Source organism: Leeuwenhoekiella marinoflava DSM 3653, assembly GCF_900129005.1.
GTDB classification, from domain to species: Bacteria; Bacteroidota; Bacteroidia; order Flavobacteriales; family Flavobacteriaceae; genus Leeuwenhoekiella; species Leeuwenhoekiella marinoflava.
In genome coordinates, this window is sequence record NZ_FQUN01000012.1 from 63,257 (window position 1) to 81,434 (window position 18,178).

The 18,178-nt window shown below is 39.0% G+C and carries 16 protein-coding genes; 11 read left to right on the top strand and 5 right to left on the bottom strand.

Translation table 11 applies throughout. The features are described from left to right. Nucleotides 1–798 (top strand): LytTR family DNA-binding domain-containing protein, encoded by a 798-nt coding sequence (locus BUB91_RS11955; RefSeq protein ID WP_073099480.1) that lies wholly within the window; start codon nt 1–3, stop codon nt 796–798. A gap of 89 nt (nt 799–887) precedes the next feature. Further along, a complete protein-coding gene (locus BUB91_RS11960; protein WP_073099481.1) occupies nt 888–2,153 on the top strand; it encodes a S41 family peptidase in 1,266 nt (421 codons plus the stop codon). A 630-nt stretch (nt 2,154–2,783) separates the two neighbouring features. Here the strand turns inward: BUB91_RS11960 and lptB are convergent. Genes lptB through BUB91_RS11980 form a run of 4 tightly spaced genes read right to left on the bottom strand, consistent with a single transcriptional unit; the run spans nt 2,784 to nt 5,810 of the window. Then, complete coding sequence (lptB, locus tag BUB91_RS11965; RefSeq protein WP_073099482.1) at nt 2,784–3,524, bottom strand: LPS export ABC transporter ATP-binding protein; 741 nt, start codon at nt 3,522–3,524, stop codon at nt 2,784–2,786. A 57-nt stretch (nt 3,525–3,581) separates the two neighbouring features. Next, the gene (locus BUB91_RS11970) at nt 3,582–3,947 is read right to left on the bottom strand and encodes a carboxymuconolactone decarboxylase family protein (protein ID WP_073099483.1); all 366 of its coding nucleotides are present in this window, start codon (nt 3,945–3,947) and stop codon (nt 3,582–3,584) included. A 52-nt stretch (nt 3,948–3,999) separates the two neighbouring features. Beyond that, nucleotides 4,000–4,842 (bottom strand): twin-arginine translocase subunit TatC, encoded by an 843-nt coding sequence (tatC, locus tag BUB91_RS11975; protein ID WP_073099484.1) that lies wholly within the window; start codon nt 4,840–4,842, stop codon nt 4,000–4,002. Beyond that, nucleotides 4,842–5,810 (bottom strand): KpsF/GutQ family sugar-phosphate isomerase, encoded by a 969-nt coding sequence (locus BUB91_RS11980; protein WP_073099485.1) that lies wholly within the window; start codon nt 5,808–5,810, stop codon nt 4,842–4,844. The genes tatC and BUB91_RS11980 overlap by 1 nt, the downstream gene beginning before the upstream one ends. Nucleotides 5,811–5,894: 84 nt before the next feature. Between BUB91_RS11980 and BUB91_RS11985 the strand changes: the two genes are divergently transcribed. From BUB91_RS11985 to BUB91_RS12015, 7 genes are all read left to right on the top strand, one after another. Beyond that, nucleotides 5,895–8,096 carry a RecQ family ATP-dependent DNA helicase gene (locus BUB91_RS11985; RefSeq protein ID WP_073099486.1) on the top strand — a complete coding sequence of 734 codons (2,202 nt, stop codon included), beginning with the start codon at nt 5,895–5,897 and terminating at the stop codon, nt 8,094–8,096. 125 nt (nt 8,097–8,221) lie between these two features. Continuing rightward, nucleotides 8,222–9,112 (top strand): polysaccharide biosynthesis/export family protein, encoded by an 891-nt coding sequence (locus tag BUB91_RS11990; protein ID WP_083557933.1) that lies wholly within the window; start codon nt 8,222–8,224, stop codon nt 9,110–9,112. Beyond that, complete coding sequence (locus BUB91_RS11995) at nt 9,113–11,596, top strand: exopolysaccharide transport family protein (RefSeq protein ID WP_073099487.1); 2,484 nt, start codon at nt 9,113–9,115, stop codon at nt 11,594–11,596. It abuts the gene before it with no gap. Then, complete coding sequence (locus BUB91_RS12000) at nt 11,596–12,459, top strand: ABC transporter permease (RefSeq protein WP_073099488.1); 864 nt, start codon at nt 11,596–11,598, stop codon at nt 12,457–12,459. The genes BUB91_RS11995 and BUB91_RS12000 overlap by 1 nt, the downstream gene beginning before the upstream one ends. A 373-nt stretch (nt 12,460–12,832) precedes the next feature. Beyond that, on the top strand, nt 12,833–14,107 hold the full coding sequence (locus tag BUB91_RS12005) for an ABC transporter ATP-binding protein (protein WP_073099489.1): 1,275 nt from the start codon (nt 12,833–12,835) through the stop codon (nt 14,105–14,107). Continuing rightward, entirely contained in the window at nt 14,104–14,880 is a 777-nt protein-coding gene (locus tag BUB91_RS12010) for a class I SAM-dependent methyltransferase (RefSeq protein ID WP_073099490.1), read from the top strand. Before BUB91_RS12005 ends, BUB91_RS12010 begins: the two co-directional genes overlap by 4 nt. Continuing rightward, complete coding sequence (locus tag BUB91_RS12015; protein WP_073099491.1) at nt 14,877–15,980, top strand: glycosyltransferase; 1,104 nt, start codon at nt 14,877–14,879, stop codon at nt 15,978–15,980. The genes BUB91_RS12010 and BUB91_RS12015 overlap by 4 nt, the downstream gene beginning before the upstream one ends. A 49-nt stretch (nt 15,981–16,029) precedes the next feature. Here BUB91_RS12015 and BUB91_RS12020 read toward each other — a convergent pair whose 3' ends face one another. Beyond that, entirely contained in the window at nt 16,030–16,776 is a 747-nt protein-coding gene (locus tag BUB91_RS12020; RefSeq protein WP_073099492.1) for a hypothetical protein, read from the bottom strand. Nucleotides 16,777–16,865: 89 nt separating this feature from the next. Between BUB91_RS12020 and BUB91_RS12025 the strand changes: the two genes are divergently transcribed. Together BUB91_RS12025 and BUB91_RS12030 are read left to right on the top strand one after the other, a co-directional pair. Beyond that, nucleotides 16,866–17,081, top strand: coding sequence for a hypothetical protein (locus BUB91_RS12025; protein ID WP_073099493.1), 216 nt, complete (start codon nt 16,866–16,868; stop codon nt 17,079–17,081). A gap of 136 nt (nt 17,082–17,217) precedes the next feature. Next, nucleotides 17,218–18,177 carry a glycosyltransferase family 2 protein gene (locus BUB91_RS12030; protein WP_073099494.1) on the top strand — a complete coding sequence of 320 codons (960 nt, stop codon included), beginning with the start codon at nt 17,218–17,220 and terminating at the stop codon, nt 18,175–18,177. Nucleotide 18,178: the final 1 nt, after the last annotated feature.

Genomic DNA, 18,178 nt, shown 5'->3' on the forward strand with positions numbered 1-18,178 from the left:
ATGAAAGGTAAATACCCATTTGATCCGGTTTTAAAGCGTCATTTTATCATTGCACTGGGATTATTCCTTTGGATTTTTCTGTTTCTCTTTTTTACCGAGCCTCTTGATGTGGGAGAGTTACAATTTAAAGAGAAATTGGTTTTTTTACCCATTTATAGCCTTGTAGCATCTGCGGGTTACCTCGTGCTTTTACCCTTGCAATCCTGGCTCTATGCTTATCACGCCAAAAGCTGGAAATTAAGTTCAGAGCTATTGATGCTGCTAGCCTTTTCGCTTTTGGGACTGGTATTGGTGCGTATGGTGTATCTATTTGTTGTAATACCCTATGAGCCCAATCCGTATTCGCTGTCTTATTTTATTACAGCTATTTACATTCCGGCGCTTTTAGTGGTTTTACCCATTATTGCAGCAGGAAGATATGGCTTGGGGCGTTACCTTGAAAAAAGGAAAGAAGCGCAAAAAATCACCATAGCCGGATCGGGTAATTATGAAGGCTTTCGATTGGTTTGGAACCAACTCATTATGATTACCAGTGCAGATAATTATGTTGAGGTGATCTATACCGAAGACAACCGGGTTAAAAAGCATTTAATCAGAAATACGCTGAGCGCTGTAGCTTCAGATTTACCGCAATTGCTTCGGGTGCATCGTTCGTTTTTGATCAATCCCGATCAGTATAAGTATGTGAATTCAGAAAATGGCAAGTTTAAAATCACAATGATTCATGATTTGCAATGCTCGGTTTCAAATACCTATCTCCCTGAAGTAAAAGCCGCGCTTAATTTCACCACAAACTAGCGGTATTTCGCCACAAACACCTATAAATAGCCGGTTTGCTTAAAAGCGCTTTCTAGATTTGTCTCATCAAACTTTTAAATCGCAAACTGATGAAGACTGCTCTTAAAATTAAAATTTCGCTTTATTTTTTAGGTTTAATCCTGCTTTCTACCTGTTCTTTGATGGCGCAACAAGCTACCTGTGCTTGTAAACAGGATTTGAATTTTCTGGTCAAAAAGATTAAGAAAAGTTCGGCTTACAAAAATGATTTTAGAGGAGCTAAAGAGGTTTTTGATCAAAAACTAAGTCCTATAGCCTCTAAAGCGACTTCACAAATGCCTCTTTTTGATTGTTATTTAGTGCTGGTGGAAACTATGCAACTGATCAATGACCGACATAGTATTGTTTACGGAAATGCAAAATTTGATGCAGAAATGCTCAAAGATGAGGATAAACTGGCAGCCTTTAAAGAAACCGCTCTCTTTAAGATGTATCCCAATTTTTCCGGTGATCTTGAGCGTTTGCAGAATAATCTGTCCAAAAAGGCAGTTGAAGAAATTGAAGGTGTTTATCATGCCGGTAGAAGCCTCGAGGTAGGAGTTGTGAAGGATAATCTATCTGAAGATTATACAATGATCGTATTGCGATCACAATTACCACTCTGGAAAGAAGGTGAGCAACTCGGAATTCTTAAATTGAATGGACAGAACCGTGCTCTTGCAGTGATAGGCAGTTACGCTACTAAAACTCCTGTTCCCATAACTACGGGTTTTAAGAATGGGGAATTCATGAGTTTAAACCTAAAAAAGGATACGGCTCAAATCAGCTATTGGCGATCGGCTTTTGCTGATAATACCTATCATTTTGAGCAATTAAGTCCGGAGGTGAGTTATATTAAAGCAGGGGATTTTAGTGGATTTTATCCGGTTTTGGGTGAAGCTGAAAAATTTTATGAGGAACTCAAGGGAAAAGCTATTGCAGATAATCTAATTGTCGATTTAAGGAATAATGGCGGCGGCGGTGATCGCAATTCAGATATTTTATTTGAAATTTTAGAAAACCAGAAAAACGACATGCAATTGTTTGTACTTGTCAATCAAAATACCGGGAGTAATGCTGAGCAGTTTGCAATCAGGCTTAAAAAAGCAAAAGCAGCGACCATTTTAGGGGATCGAACCAAAGGAGCAATTGCTTATGAGTTGAAAGGCGACATCTCAATACTCCCCAGCAATTTTTTTAAAGTGTACCTTTCATCTAAGAGACACCGCGAGTATTTATCCTATGAAGGAGTTGGAGTAAAGCCAGATCTATATTTGGATTATTCTAAAGACTGGCTTAAACAAACCCAAAATCTTATTCAGGAGCGAATGAAGTAAGCGAAGCTAAACGTAGATTTATGGAGGGGCATGTATATACAAGGCAGAACCTTTATTGAAAAAATAATCAACAATAGAGCTCAAATTATAGCGTACACAGTTTTGATGAGGTAAAGCCCCGGCTGTGGGTTGGTTCTTTAGCGCGATTACTTTGTTATACTAAGCTTTACCCTACAAAACCGGATGGCTCCATGCAGTTTGAACCATAACGACACCTTTCTAATCCCAAGATAATTACTGATCTACTCCTAATATCTACCAGGCAGCTTCCTATTGTAAGCATTATGATACTACAATCAAACCAGAATCACCCACTGAAAGTGTGGTAAAGTGTGGTTGGAGTGTGGTAGCACTGTGGTTGCACTCAGACTTTGAGTAAAAGAATTCTGGGATGATCAGGGACGTTGGGAGGGGTTAGAATTGACTTTTTATAAGCTGATTACACAATAAATAACCTGAATGTTGCTTTCAGACTGGGAGCGCATACTTAAGAAAGGAATGGTTTAGCTTTAAATGAAGCTTCCTAAATACTTGGCCGTAAAATGAACTCAGAGCTAGGACTGGACGTATTCGTGCTATAGCTTTTAGAAAAAGGAAAAATGAGTAAAAGGAAGCAAGAGGAATATTGGCCTACTGAAATAACTTCTTCTTACGAAGCTCAAAGTTTTGTCCTAAGTATACTTTACGCACCATTTCGTCAGCGGCAAGTTCTTCGGGGATGCCGTGTTTGAGAATACTTCCTTCAAACATCAGGTAGGTGTGATCTGTAATAGCCAGCGTTTCCTGTACGTTATGGTCTGTAATGAGGATGCCAATGTTCTTTTCTTTCAACTGCGCTACAATACGCTGAATATCTTCAACGGCAACCGGGTCAACCCCGGCAAAAGGTTCGTCAAGCAAAATAAAGTTGGGATTTGTTGCTAATGCACGCGCGATTTCGGTACGGCGGCGTTCGCCACCCGAAAGCAGATCTCCACGGCTTTTACGAATGTGACCCAGACTAAACTCATCGATGAGTTCTTCCATCTTGGCTATTTGCTCTTTTTTACTGAGTTTAGTCATTTGCAGAACACTGAGGATATTTTCTTCAATACTCAGTTTTCTAAAAACCGAAGCCTCTTGAGCCAGATAGCCAATACCGTTTTGAGCACGTTTGTACATCGGATAGTTGGTGATGTCTTTATTGTCTAGATAAATGGTTCCGCCGTTAGGCTTTATCAAACCTACAATCATATAAAACGAAGTTGTCTTCCCGGCACCGTTAGGTCCCAGAAGTCCCACAATTTCTCCTTGTTCTACTTCAACAGTAATTCCTTTAACGACCTTTCGGCCCTTATAGGATTTCATTAAATTTTCTGCTCGTAGTTTCATGCGTTCCTTTTATAGATTCGTCAACAGTTAAAAAACGTTGATTTTTAGACTCCAGTATTATTCTGCGGCACTTTCTTCTAAAACTTCCCAATATTCGTAAGCACGGCGCAGGTGTGGGATTACAATAGTACCGCCAATTAATGTGCCGATGCTTAAGGTTTCCATCACTTGTTCTTTTGTGATACCTTCTTTAAAACAGCTTTCCAGATGATAGCGTACACAATCGTCGCAACGTAAAACAGTAGAAGCTACAAGGCCTAAAAGTTCTTTAGTTTTTACGTCTAGAGCTCCGGGAGCAAAAGCATTCGTATCTAAGTTAAAGATGCGATTGATGATTTTATTTTTATCGCCAAGAATTTTCTCATTCATTTTTGCGCGATAGCTATTGAATTCTTCAACCTGATTTAAAGTCTTTTCTGACATAGTTGTGGGGTATTATTGTTTTTATGGGTTCTCGTTTACCGAGATTTGATTTTTAATTTCCGCCTTTCTGAGTGCGTTTCAACTCACGTGCTTCTTTACGCATCACCACTGCGGAAATTAGAATACTCACTTCGTATAAAATTAGGATTGGGATGGATACGATTACTTGTGTAGAGATATCCGGTGGAGTAATTATTGCGGAAACCACTAGTACAATGATGAGTGCATATTTTCTATACTTTCTTAAAAACTCCGGAGTTACCAAACCGATTTTAGTGAAAAAGTAAATGATGATTGGAAGCTCAAAAATGAGTCCGGCTGCAAGCGCACTGGCACGAACCAAGCCGATGTAAGAGCCAATGTCAAACTCATTCTTAACCATATCACCTACTGTGAAATTCGCTAAGAAGTTTATGGAAAGGGGGGCGATGATGTAATAGCCAAAAAGAACTCCGGTAAAAAATAACAGCGAAGAGATGATGATAAAACCTCTTGAATTTTTACGCTCTTTCTCGTATAAACCGGGAGCAATGAATTTCCAGAATTCATAAATCACATAGGGGAATGCAACAACGACACCCACGATGATAGAAGTCCAGATAGCAGCATTAAACTGTCCGCCCATTGTACGGTTCTGAATGGTAAAATCCATCTCGTTTACACAGCCCTTGTCAGAACCGAATACATTTGCGATGCGGCATAAGAAATCATAGGATATGAAATCAGCATTAGCCGGGGCAAATATGATCTTGTCAAAAATGAAGTCTTTAAATATAAACGCAATAACGCCAACAATAACGATTGCCAGAGTTGCACGTATAAGATGCCATCTCAATTCTTCAAGATGATCTAAAAAAGACATTTCGTCCGGATTTGCTTGTGTTCTTTTTGCCATTATAGAATTCCTTCTTTAATTAAATCGTGCAAATGTACCACACCTGCATAATTATTAGTGCTATCAACTGCTAAGAGTTGCGTTATGCTATTTTTTTCTAAAACATCTAGCGCAGCAGTGGCCATCGCATTGGTGTCTATCGTCTTTGGGTTTTTACTCATTATGCTTGCAGCTGTAAGATTTGTAAGCGTATCATGAGTCTCCAGCATGCGTCGTATGTCTCCGTCTGTAATGATACCTACAATTTTGCCTTGTTCGGTTACAGCAGTTACTCCGAGCCTTTTTTGTGAAATCTCAACAATTACTTGTTTTATAGGTGTTTCTGGTGATACTTCAGGTTTTTCGTGAAGCGCAATCAATTCGTTTACGCGTAAATACATTTTCTTCCCTAAAGCTCCACCGGGATGGTATTTAGCAAAATCTTCTTTAGAGAATCCGCGTAAATCCAGTAAAGCCAGCGCTAAGGCATCACCCATTACGAGTTGCACCGTGGTGCTGGTAGTTGGAGCTAGGTTATGCGGGCAAGCTTCTTTTTCGGCGTAAGCCAAAATAAGTGCATCTGCGTTCTTTGCTAAAAAGGAATCCTTATTAGAAGTCATTGCGATAACCGTATTCTCCTGATTTTTTATAAGTGGAATGAGTACTTTAATTTCAGCAGTATTTCCACTGTTTGAGAGGCATACCACCACATCGTCTTTTTGTATGGTTCCCAAATCACCGTGTATGGCATCTGCAGCATGCATAAAAACCGAAGGAGTTCCTGTAGAATTCAAAGTAGCCACCATTTTTTGTGCTATAATTGCACTTTTGCCAACGCCGGAAATAATCACCCGGCCTTTTGCGTTATAAATGCATAAAACAGCTTTAGCAAAGTCTTGATCGATAAGTGAGTTGAGATTGGCGACAGCTTCATGCTCCAAAGCAATGGTTCGCTTGGCGCTGTCTAAAATCTGCTTGTAGGTATTCAAAAGATATAAGATTAAGCCGTTTGTTAGTGGTGTAGAAATTAGTATATTTAAAATACAAATGTATGCAAATTTGAATAAGCTTTAATGAGTTCAGAAGAAATAGACTTACACGCGTCCCTTAAAAAATATTTTGGTTTTAGTCAATTTAAGGGCTTACAGGAAGATGTGATCAAGAGCATTGTTGAAGGAAAACATACTTTTGTCATTATGCCTACCGGTGGTGGTAAATCACTTTGCTACCAATTACCCGCATTAATACAAGAAGGTACAGCAATTGTTGTTAGCCCGTTAATCGCCTTGATGAAAAATCAAGTAGATGCACTACGGGGTATTTCAAAAGAACATGGAATAGCTCATGTACTCAATTCCTCTTTGACCAAAGGAGAAGTAAAACAGGTTAAAGAAGATATTTCCAGCGGAATCACCAAGCTTCTTTATGTGGCTCCAGAGTCTTTGACCAAGGAAGAGCATGTAGAATTTTTACGTTCTCAGAAGATAAGCTTTGTCGCTATAGATGAAGCGCATTGTATAAGTGAATGGGGGCATGATTTTAGACCAGAGTATCGCAACCTGAGACAGATTATAAAACGCATAGGTGATGATATACCAATCATAGCGGTAACTGCTACCGCAACACCTAAAGTGCAGGAAGATATTATGAAGAATCTGGGGATGACTTCAGAAGCTAATTCTTTCAAAGCGTCGTTCAACAGGCCTAATCTGTATTATGAAATACGGCCAAAAACTAAAAATGTTGATGCAGATATCATCCGCTTTGTCAAGCAAAACCAAGGTAAAAGCGGAATCATTTATTGTTTGAGTAGAAAACGTGTTGAAGAGTTAGCACAGGTGCTTCAAGTAAATGGGGTTTCGGCAGTGCCGTATCATGCTGGTCTGGATGCTAAAACTCGCGTAAAACATCAGGATATGTTTTTGATGGAAGATGTGGACGTGGTTGTTGCCACTATTGCATTTGGAATGGGGATTGATAAGCCCGATGTGCGTTTTGTAATTCATCACGATATTCCTAAGAGTATAGAAAGTTATTATCAAGAAACCGGTCGTGCCGGAAGGGACGGGGGAGAAGGACATTGTCTGGCTTATTATTCTTATAAAGATATAGAGAAGCTCGAGAAATTCATGAGCGGTAAACCGGTTGCTGAGCAAGAAATTGGTCACGCACTCTTACAAGAAGTAGTTGCTTATGCAGAGACTTCGATGTCTAGACGTAAATTTATTTTGCATTATTTCGGTGAAGAATTTGATAATGAAACCGGTGAAGGTGGAGATTTAGACGATAATGTGCGTAACCCTAAGAAAAAGCACGAAGCTCAAGAAGATGTTGTAAAGCTTCTTGAGGTAGTAGGAAAAACCGGTGAGATTTATAAAGGAAAAGAGTTGGTCTTTACCCTTGTTGGTAAATCTAACGCGATTATTTCTTCACATAAAACAGATAGCGATGCGTATTTTGGGATCGGGAAAGGCAAAGAGCCTGCTTATTGGAAAGCTCTATTGCGTCAGGTTTTAGTCGCAGGATATTTAAGAAAAGATATAGAGACCTACGGCATTATTAAATTGACTGAAAAGGGGGAGCAATTCATCAGTAATCCTGAGTCTTTTATGATGACCGAAGATCATGCTTTTGAGGAAGCAAACGATGCGCCTGCAGAGCGCATAGCAAAGCCCGGTGGAGGCACAGACCCTAAGTTGGTCGCAATGCTAAAAGATCTTCGTAAAAAAGTAGGTAAGCGTAAAGGCGTGCCGCCATATATCGTTTTTCAAGATCCCTCTTTAGAGGATATGGCAATAAAGTATCCGACTTCCATTGTGGAAATGGCGAATGTATTTGGTGTAGGTGAAGGGAAAGCCAAGAAATACGGACGAGACTTTATTGAACTGATAACAGCCTACGTAGCAGAAAATGACATTCTAAAGCCGGACGATCTTGTTGTTAAATCTACGGGTTCTAACAGCGCTTTAAAGTTGTATATCATTCAGAATGTAGACCGAAAGTTGCCGTTAGACGATATAGCTTCAGCCAAGGGGTTACAAATGCCCGAATTTGTAAAGGAAATGGAAGCTATTGTATATAGCGGTACCAAATTGAACATAGACTACTGGATCGAGGATCTCCTTGATGAAGATCAGCAGGAAGAACTTCACGAATATTTCCTTGAAGCTGAGTCTGATAAAATAGAAGCTGCACTTGATGAATTTGACGGTGATTATGATGAAGATGAACTGCGTCTTTACCGGATAAAGTTTATAAGTGAAGTTGCTAATTAGTACGTGTAAAATCTTTTAGATTTAATTTTGTATGGAGCCCATAACTTTAACTAAGTTCGGCTCCATACTGTTTCATAATTAAATAGCAAAGGTTATATTTGACGTGGTTGCAACCCCAACTTAATATGAAAATTCCTACAAATAAGCTGCTTTTCCCTGCATTATGGGACATAAGTCAGCGGAGCTATTCCTTTTTTCCAGTCTTTTTCAGACTATCGCATGCTACGATCGTCCTCAGATTATCGATTCTAGTCTTCCTGACTACATTGAGTTCGTGTATTTCAACTAAAAAACTTACGTATTTACAAGAATCCCAGTCTGCGCAAGACCGTTTGATTCAAGTTAATTTACAACAGCCCCCATATCATGTTCAAATCAATGATGTGTTGAGTATTCGGGTAAAAGCACTTGATCAGGAATTGGTTGCTTTGTTCAACCCACAAACAGCAGGAGCGGAAGGTAATAGTTTAGGAGAAGGGTATTACTATGATGGCTTTGCGGTTGATCGGCATGGAGCTATTAGATTGCCTACGCTGGGAGAAATTCATGTGTTAGGCTATACCACAGAAGAGATTAGAGAACTAATCGAGAAAAAATTATTAGACGATTATTTTACCGAAGAGGCAAACATATTCGTAACCGTAAAACTTGCAGGAATTAAATATACCATTGGTGGTGAAATAGGAGGGCCCGGCGTAAAAGTAGATTTAGTGGAACAGCTTTCACTTTTAGATGCTATTGTAAACAGCGGAGATATTACAGAATATGGGGATCGTACCGATGTGTTGATCATCAGGCAGTATCCCGGCGGAAAGAAAATTCATCATATAGATTTAACGAAGATAGAAGCCTTAAACTCTCCGTATTATTATGTTCAACCCAATGATGTGATTTTAGTGAATCCGCTTCCGCAAAAATCATTAGGTATAGGTACAACCGGTTTGCAATCTTTGACAACCGTTGTTTCCATATTAACCCTTGCAACCACAACAATTCTTTTATTCTCGCGACTCTAGATGGAAGATGAATTTGAAATAAAAGATTTACAGAACTTTTTTGATTTTAGAGGGTTCCTGCTGAAGATCGTCAGTTGGTGGCCGCTGTTTGTGATCTGTATTGGGATTGCCTATTATATCGCCCATTATAAAAATGTGAGACGGCAAACCGTTTACCGTATGAGCAATATGATCACGGTAAAAGATGATCAAAATCCGTTTTTCACTTCCAATACCAGTCTTACGTTTAATTGGGGCGGCACGACCGATAAGGTGCAAACCGCAATCATTTTATTGCGTTCTCGCAGTCATAATGAGCGCGTAGTTGAAGAGCTTCAATATTATGTAGATTATTTACAACAAGGAGTGTATCATCTTGAAGATATTTATGGTCAAACTCCATTTGTGGTAGACGTCAATACCGAGCGTTCCCAACTGTTAGGTAAGATGATTAAAGTTGTTTTTACCGATGACAGGCATTACACCTTGCATATAGATTTTAAAGGCGGATCCGGCTCTGCTCAGAACTATGCTACAAAAGCGCAAATACCGATACCCTTGCCCGCTGCATCATTTGAAAAAGAATATGCATTAGGAGATCCTGTAAATCTGCCCTATTTCAATTTTAAATTGAATCCATCCGGAGTTCCGGCTCAACCCGGGAAAGAATATTTGATCAAGTTCAATTCTTTTAATGCTGTTGTGGGGCGTTACCGCGGGATAGCTATAGATCAGACCCCGTCAGGTTCTAGCATACTTAGCTTAAGCCTTACCGGAAGTAATAAAGCCCGTCTGGTTGATTATTTAAATGCTTCGGTGCGGATTTTGGCTGAAACCCAATTAGAGCGTAAGAATCTTTTTGCTACGAAAACCATACAGTTTATCGATAGTAGTCTCGCAGTGAAGTCTGTTGAGATGAAAAATGTACAAGAAGAGCTAGATAAATTTCGGGATGAAAACAGCAGTATAGGGATTGGGAGTAGTGAGGAAAGTTTGATCGCTAAAGTAACCGAACTGGATGCACAAAAGCAAAACCTGAAACAGCGTTTACAATATTATCAGGATTTAGAAACGTATTTACGTTCTCGAGAAGATTACGGAACAGATATTCCCGCTCCATCCATAACCGGTATAGGAGAAGGAAGTGTGACGAGTAGTGTTTCCAGCATTATTGAGTTGGCTGAAGAGCGCCGTCGCCTTGCGTATACCGCAAAACCCAGCAACCCCACATTTAAAGATCTAGACCGCCGCATCAATGCCATTAAAGCAGTTCTTTTTGAAAATATGGCATCGAGTCAGCAAATTTTACGCGGTCAATTGCAAGAAGTACGTAATGAAATTGCAGCAACCGAAGGTCAGATGCGTAAACTGCCGCAGGAGCAACAGCAGTTATTTGGCATACAGCGAAGATACAATCTTACAGAAGGCGCATACGGAGTCTTTTTGGATAAACGCAGTCAGGCAGGAATTGTAAAGGCAGCCAATGTTTCAGATATTGTAATCATTGATGAAGCCAAAGATACCGGAGGTGGCGCCATAGGACCCAACACTGAGGTGAGTTATGTTATGGCTGTTGTAGGAGGTACGGTTGTGCCCCTGGTCATTGTTTTTTTAATCTTCTTTTTTGATACGAAGATTGGAAACCCGAATGAGATCAAACGTTTGTCCAGTATTCCCGTGTTGGGAGCAATAGGTAAAAGTAATGCAGCTAGCAAATTGGTAGTGATTGAAGATCCGCGATCTGCCATAGCTGAAGCTTTTAGAGGCTTGCGTTCCAGTCTACAGTTTATTTACCGAAAGCAACAACTAGAAGGAGCTAAAACCGTACGAATAACATCTTCGGTGAGTGGAGAGGGAAAAACGTTTTGCAGTATCAATCTGGCGAGTGTATTTGCATTGAGTGAACGCAAAACCGTTTTGGTGGGGCTCGACTTACGCAAACCGAAAATATTTGGAGATTTTAATTTGCCCAATGATGCCGGAGTCGTGAATTATTTGATTGGAGAAAGTACATTAGCTGAAATCACCCAGCAAACTAAAATTCCACATTTGGATGTGATTCTTGCCGGGGCTGTTCCTCCCAATCCTTCAGAACTCTTGATGAGTGATCAGATGGGGGTGTTTATGCAGGAGCTTAAAAAGCGTTACGATTATATCATTTTAGACACTCCGCCCGTAGGTTTGGTTTCTGATGCTTTGGAGCTGGATGAATACATCGATGCAACTTTATATGTAATCAGACAGCATTATACTAAAAAAGGAATGTTGCGCATCATTAATGATAAGTATCAAAAGAAAGAAGTTCAAAACATCAGTTTTGTATTGAATTATTTCAGTGCCAAAAGCAAGTTGGGCTATGGTTACGGCTATGGTTATGAATACGGTTATGCTTATGGCAAATATGGGGATGCTTATCGTCAACCTAAAGCCGGAGGACTACTCAAGCGTGGCTCTCGTCAATTTAGAAAAGTAAAACGGTGGTTTAGTAACCAATTGGAAAAGTAATGGCAGAACACGACGAATGGTTATATGAGATCAATTCCAAGCAGCCTCTATTAGCTATTGATTTTAAGGAGATCTGGAGGTATCGAGATTTGTTGTTGTTATTTGTACGTCGCGATATTATTTCAGCCTATAAACAAACCATTTTAGGTCCGTTATGGTATTTGATCCAACCTTTATTTACCGGAGTTATTTTTACATTGGTTTTTAACAATATCGCCAGTATTTCAACCGGAGGAGCGCCTCCCTTTTTATTCAACTTGGCAGGAATTACTATGTGGAGTTATTTTTCACAGTGTCTCAACAATACGTCAAACACTTTTGCCAGTAATGCCGGTTTGTTTGCTAAAGTGTATTTTCCAAGGATTATTTCACCGATGTCTCAGGCGATTTCAGCCTTGTTTAAACTGAGTATTCAATTGTTCATTTTCACCTGTTTTTACATTTATTTTGTGCTTAAGGGATTTGCAATCAGTCCCAATTACACGCTTTGGTTTTTTCCTTTTTTGCTGCTGATTGTGGCCATTTTAGGGCTTGGTACCGGGATGCTGATTTCCTCATTGACTACCAAATATCGAGATTTTCGAATTTTAATCGGTTTTGCGACTACACTTCTGATGTATGTCTCTGCGGTGATGTATCCTATTTCTGAAGTACAGAACAGTAAAGCCCTTTCAGAATATACCTGGTTGATTGAATTGAATCCCATTGCGATTTTGATTGAAGCCTTTCGCTATATGACCTTGCAGGAAGGGATTTTCAACTGGGGATTGTTGGGATATTGCGGTGTGTTGAGTTTGGTGGTCTTTTTTATGGGCTTGATTGTGTTTAATCGGACCGGTAGAAATTTTATTGATACGATTTGAGGGTTAGCTGGTAACTTTTAGTCGATAGCTGTTAGGTGAAAGCTAATAGTCTATAGCTGAGAGTCGATAGATTTTAGTCTATAGCTTGTAGTCGATAGCTGTTAGCTCTTAGTCAGTAGGTTTTTTTAAAAAATATGAAGTGCATTATGAAGGAGGTTAGTTTTGATTTTGAGGGTTTGCGTGTTTATCAAAAAGCACTGGATTTTATTCATCGTGTTCGTTATTATGGTTCTCGATACACTTGCTTTCGGCTCTGGCCTCAATCAAGTACTCGAACTGACAGTAGGGGCACTTCAAATTAGTCGATAGCTGTTAGCTTTTAAACTATCGACTATCGCCTATTAGCTACAGTCTATCGACTAATAAAAAATATATGTCAGATATTATTCTCAAAGCCGAAAATATCTCTAAGCAGTATCGTTTAGGTACGGTAGGCTCGGGAACCTTACGCGATGATTTTAAGCGTAGTTGGGCGAAGTTACGCGGCAAGGAAGATCCCTTTTTAAAAGTAGGTGCCGTAAATGATAGAAGTCAAAAATCAACTGAGGATTATGTTTGGGCGCTGTGTGATATCAATTTTGAAGTAAAGCAGGGTGAAGTTCTGGGAATTATAGGTAAGAATGGAGCGGGGAAATCTACCTTATTAAAAATCTTATCGAGGGTTACTGCACCTACAACCGGTGTGATTAAAAGTAGGGGGCGTATCGCTTCGCTGCTTGAAGTAGGTACCGGTTTTCATCACGAACTGACCGGCCGGGAGAATATCTACCTTAATGGGGCCATATTGGGAATGACCAAAGCCGAGATCAATAGCAAATTGGATGAAATCATTGACTTTTCGGGTTGTGAACGCTACATTGACACTCCTACTAAACGCTACAGTAGTGGAATGACCGTACGTTTGGCCTTTGCGGTAGCGGCTCATTTAGAGCCTGAGATCCTTGTTGTGGATGAAGTGCTTGCGGTGGGAGACGCCGAGTTTCAAAAAAAGGCTATCGGTAAAATGCAGGATATTTCTCAGGGAGAAGGCAGAACGGTTTTGTTTGTAAGTCATAATATGGCGAGTGTAAAGAGTTTGTGTACACGGGGAATTTTGCTAGAGCAGGGAAATATTAAGCTCGAAGGAGAGACAGACACCATCGTAAATGATTATTTAAACCTTTCTTCAGCGGAGTTTGATTTAAAACAACGCACCGAGCGGTCTGGTAATGGAAAAATTAAAATAAACAATGCTCAATTTTTAAATAGATCTAATAAAGTTGTTCAAGTTATCTCATCAGGTGATTATTTGAAAATGAGAGTTAGTTTTGATGTAAATGAAGAAGACTTTGAACACTTAATATTTGGGTTTAGTATTTCTGATGTACACGGTAACCTCAAAGCAATGACGGTAACAGATGAGATGGCTTTAAATATTAATCATCTAATTAATAGGGGGTATATAGATGTTGAATTTTCAAGATTACCCTTACGTGGAGGTTCTTATAATATACAGTTAGTGTTGTCAGAAAATAATACGTCGGTTAAAAATCACCTTGATGTTATAGATAATGCTCTAAATTTAAAGGTGCTAGAAGGAGATTTTTTTCGCACCGGAAAAATCAACAGGCGGTATAATGCATTGGTGTTAGATTGTAATATTGTATGAAGGAATCACTTGATTATTATAATGCTGAAGTAGAAAAGATGACTTTAGATTATCTAAAAGGTAATCCTAGAGTAGAATCGGCTATTAAAGAATTTGGAAAGTTTATTTTACCTAGTAGTGAAACATTATTAGATATTGGCTGTGGGATAGGGTGGAGTACTTATGAATTCGCAAAGGCATTTTCGAATAGCAAGGTTTTAGGAATTGATTTAAGTCCAATTTTAATAAAAAAAGCAACAGCTTTATTTGAAAACACTAATCTTGAATATAAAGTAATTGATATTACTAAAAACCTTTCATTCAATTTGAGTTTTGATGTTATTTCAATGATAGATGTATATGAACATATTCCACTAAATTTAAGAGAGAAATTTCATAATAGCTTGAAGGACATTATTAGCCCCGGAGGTAGAATTATGCTTGCTTGCCCATCAAAATATCATCAAAAGTGGCTTAGAGAAAATAAGCCATCAGGATTACAGCCGGTAGATGAAGATGTCGATTTTAAAACCATACAGAAATTAAGCGTCGATTTGGACTGTGAGGTAATTTTTTTTAGTTACAAAAAGATATGGAGAACTTATGATTATTTTTATGCTGTTTTAGAACGATGTCCCCAATATAATTCAGAGCGGAAAATCATTCAAGATTCTCCTGTAGTTTTAGAGAGTCAAGCTGAACGGTATAAGCGTTTGGATGTTCCTTATTCTAAAAAGCATCGAGAATTTAAAGGGTATTATATGCTTAAGCGGCTAAAAAATATTTTTCGATGAATATAGCCTTATTTAGCCCCAATAGAAACCCGTATTCAGAAACCTTTATTCAAGCTCAAAAGGAGAGGTTGGGAGGAAAAGTTTATTATTATTATGGGAGCGGAGATTCTTTTAGAGTGGAAGGTGAAGAAAAAAATATTGCCCGTTTAACACTATTTCAGAAATTTTGTGAACGGTTTTTAAAGAAAAAAACTCGATTGTTACGCGGCGCAAATATTGTCGCTTCTTTAAATCAAAAAAGGATTGATGTCACCCTCATTCAATACGGGAATCACGCCTTCGATCTATTGCCGGTTTTAAAAAGAGCAGATATTCCTTTTGTTGTTCATTTTCACGGGTATGATGCTTCTGTAAAGGATGTTATTAAACGCGCAAATCACTATCGGGAAGTTTTTGAACGCGCAGCCTTTGTGATTTCGGTTTCCAAAAAAATGCATCAAATGCTTTTGGAGCTGGGTTGTCCTTCGAATAAACTTATATTAAACACCTACGGTCCAAATCCAATATTCTTTGATGTCGAACCTAGTTGTTCAAAGAAAACCTTTATTTCTATTGGTCGTTTTGTAGATAAAAAAGCACCTCATTTGACTATAATGGCTTTTGCTGCGGCTTTAAAAGTACACCCTGATGCAAAGCTAGTAATGGCTGGTGATGGAGTTTTGAAAAATGCTTGTTTTGACCTAGCCTTAGCTTTGGGTTGCGAAGAATCTATTGAATTTACAGGTGTCATAACCCCTAATGATTATAGAGCCAGTTTAGCACAGGTTCGTGGTTTTGTACAACATTCTAAAACCGCTCAGAATGGGGACATGGAGGGTACTCCATTGGCAGTTTTAGAGGCAGCAGCAGCAGGAGTGCCTGTTATTTCTACCTTTCATGCAGGAATACCTGATGTAGTTGTCAACGAGCAGACCGGGCTTTTATCTGAGGAAGGTGGGGTGAAAACTATGACCCAACATATGATACGGTTGTTGGATGATAAAGCGTTTGCACAAAAACTTGGTGCGGTCGGGCGGAAGCGTATTTATGATGAGTTCACTATGCAACGTTATATATCCAAATTAGATGAGGTATTGGATGAAGCCGCTAATGATATTTAAATTAGAGAAAGCCGGTTTATTGGATAACCAGCTTTCTTAACTAAAAAAATTAAACCACACGCAAAATATTGAGTGTATTGAACGCCCCGTTGTTAAGGGGATACTGTACTCCGTTTATTTCCTGAAAGAAGGAAAGTTGTAAAAGAATCATCGTGACCCCTGTACCGGTAACGGCAATCGGGGCTAGGGCGACTTCTTTGGGTGTTGCGTTGATGCGTAGGTTGAGGGGATCGCTGAGCTTGAGATCACGGGCTTCAGTGGTGAAGTCTACATTCAACAATGCCGACTTTAAAGTGACGTGGGTAGCACCCGGAGGAGCATTCAGTTGGGTTCCGGGAACAAAACCGGGAATACGGATCTCACCTGTGGTTACATTCACCGAATAGTCCGCGCGAAGGACCTGAGTGAGAATCGCATTGCCATTAAAATCAAAATCCTGAAGGAGACGTTTGCCTTCGGGAGTGGTTAAGCCCACTGCAGGATTGCGTTGTCCTCTGGATGAAGTGGTATCCTGATTTTTAATCAGCATCATTTTGCTCATGAGTCGGGAAGGCAGGGTGTTGTCTTTAGCATTGCGAATGAGAGTTGAAAGCGCATATCGCAGTATTTTACCTGCGGTTGCAGCCAGACCAAATTCGTTGGCGTTCTCCCGGGTACGGATGAATGCCGGGTCCTTTTGAATACGTTCTTTACTGATCCCGCCTTTGGTGCGAATGAAGTAACCGTTTTTTCCTTTGTAGAAGGTTAAGCCGTCGAGGGTGCCTTCTATTTTGATCAAGCCTTTGAGTGTAGCCATAGTAGTTTGATTACGTTATACATGTTTTAGTTGTCCTTGTTTTGTTACTGCATTTCTAATTTGTAGATGCTGATCTAAACCCTTTAGGGATGCAGCGCTTAAAACGAATTTATAAAGCCGAAATTAAGTTGCTTTTTAGGGTGAGGCAATTGGGAGTGGTCATTCCTGCCGATTTTGCCGATTCTGCCGGATTTGCCGGAATCAATATTCTTTTTGGTTTGGGCTTAATACGCTTTATCTACGCTTTAATTACGCCTTTGCTACGGAGTAGCTACGGTTTAGTTATGTGGCGGGTATACTATTGATGAATGAAGTTTTATCGCTGCCAAAATTTTATACTAATCAGGATTGGCTTTATCATATTCACGGATGTATGCGATAATCAACCCAATTCCCCATCAACAATAAGCTATTTAAATTGATGTATAATATTTTCAAATTATGCACGAACAGCCTTTAGTCTCTATCATCATCCCCACCTATAACCGGGCGCATTTGATCGGGGAAACTTTAGACTCTGTTTTGGCACAGACCTATACGAATTGGGAGTGTATTGTTGTAGATGATGGGAGTACGGATGAGACAGATAAAGTACTGGCTGGGTATGTTGAAAAAGATTCCAGATTTCAATACCATCATCGACCAAATGATCGACCAAATGATCGACCAAAAGGCGCTAATGCGTGCCGGAATTATGGGTTTGAGTTGAGTAATGGTGAATATATTCAATGGTTCGATAGCGATGATTTGATGGTAAATACTAAGTTGGAGAAACAATTAAACCTGCTTAATAAAAGTGAATTTGACTTTTGTGTTTGTAATGCTCTTAGATTTGATAGTAAAAAGCATAAGGAGTTAGATATACCCGAATTTGAGCTGAAAAGTGCAAATAATTTTTCATCCTATCTACGACTTGAAATTATATGGCTTACCTCTTCACCATTATGGAATAGGAATTTACTTAAAAAATTTTACAGTTTATTTAATGAAGAATTGCAGGCTGCACAAGAGTGGGAGTTTTATTGTCGAATTTTAAATAGATTTGGTAATTACGCAGTAGTCAATGAGCCTTTGATTTACTTGAGACAACACAATGGTAGTATATCCAGTTCTTACAATCAAGAAGATAGAGATTGGAATTATTGTCTAGCAAGGATTTTAGTGTATTCTAATAATGAGATATTCCTCAATAATCAGGATAGAGAGTATTTAAGAAATTATTTAATAGATAATTTTAAATATTTCACCTATACACTACAGCTTGATAAATCGAAATTAATTTTCCAGAAATTTATATTAAAAGATTCAGGTTTTAGTATTCAAAAGAAGCTTCTATCTTTTGTGGCATTTATTAGCTATAAAATATTTAGACGAGGATATATTTTATTGAATAAGATTTAAA

Excerpts from the sequence above, each read along its gene's own strand:
- BUB91_RS11955 (WP_073099480.1), top strand. The coding sequence starts at position 1 with ATGAAAGGTAAATACCCATTTGATCCGGTTTTAAAGCGTCATTTTATC.
- BUB91_RS11960 (WP_073099481.1), top strand. The coding sequence starts at position 888 with ATGAAGACTGCTCTTAAAATTAAAATTTCGCTTTATTTTTTAGGTTTA.
- lptB (WP_073099482.1), bottom strand. The coding sequence starts at position 3,524 with ATGAAACTACGAGCAGAAAATTTAATGAAATCCTATAAGGGCCGAAAG.
- BUB91_RS11970 (WP_073099483.1), bottom strand. The coding sequence starts at position 3,947 with ATGTCAGAAAAGACTTTAAATCAGGTTGAAGAATTCAATAGCTATCGC.
- tatC (WP_073099484.1), bottom strand. The coding sequence starts at position 4,842 with ATGGCAAAAAGAACACAAGCAAATCCGGACGAAATGTCTTTTTTAGAT.
- BUB91_RS11985 (WP_073099486.1), top strand. The coding sequence starts at position 5,895 with ATGAGTTCAGAAGAAATAGACTTACACGCGTCCCTTAAAAAATATTTT.
- BUB91_RS11990 (WP_083557933.1), top strand. The coding sequence starts at position 8,222 with ATGAAAATTCCTACAAATAAGCTGCTTTTCCCTGCATTATGGGACATA.
- BUB91_RS11995 (WP_073099487.1), top strand. The coding sequence starts at position 9,113 with ATGGAAGATGAATTTGAAATAAAAGATTTACAGAACTTTTTTGATTTT.
- BUB91_RS12000 (WP_073099488.1), top strand. The coding sequence starts at position 11,596 with ATGGCAGAACACGACGAATGGTTATATGAGATCAATTCCAAGCAGCCT.
- BUB91_RS12005 (WP_073099489.1), top strand. The coding sequence starts at position 12,833 with ATGTCAGATATTATTCTCAAAGCCGAAAATATCTCTAAGCAGTATCGT.
- BUB91_RS12010 (WP_073099490.1), top strand. The coding sequence starts at position 14,104 with ATGAAGGAATCACTTGATTATTATAATGCTGAAGTAGAAAAGATGACT.
- BUB91_RS12015 (WP_073099491.1), top strand. The coding sequence starts at position 14,877 with ATGAATATAGCCTTATTTAGCCCCAATAGAAACCCGTATTCAGAAACC.
- BUB91_RS12020 (WP_073099492.1), bottom strand. The coding sequence starts at position 16,776 with ATGGCTACACTCAAAGGCTTGATCAAAATAGAAGGCACCCTCGACGGC.
- BUB91_RS12025 (WP_073099493.1), top strand. The coding sequence starts at position 16,866 with ATGCAGCGCTTAAAACGAATTTATAAAGCCGAAATTAAGTTGCTTTTT.
- BUB91_RS12030 (WP_073099494.1), top strand. The coding sequence starts at position 17,218 with ATGCACGAACAGCCTTTAGTCTCTATCATCATCCCCACCTATAACCGG.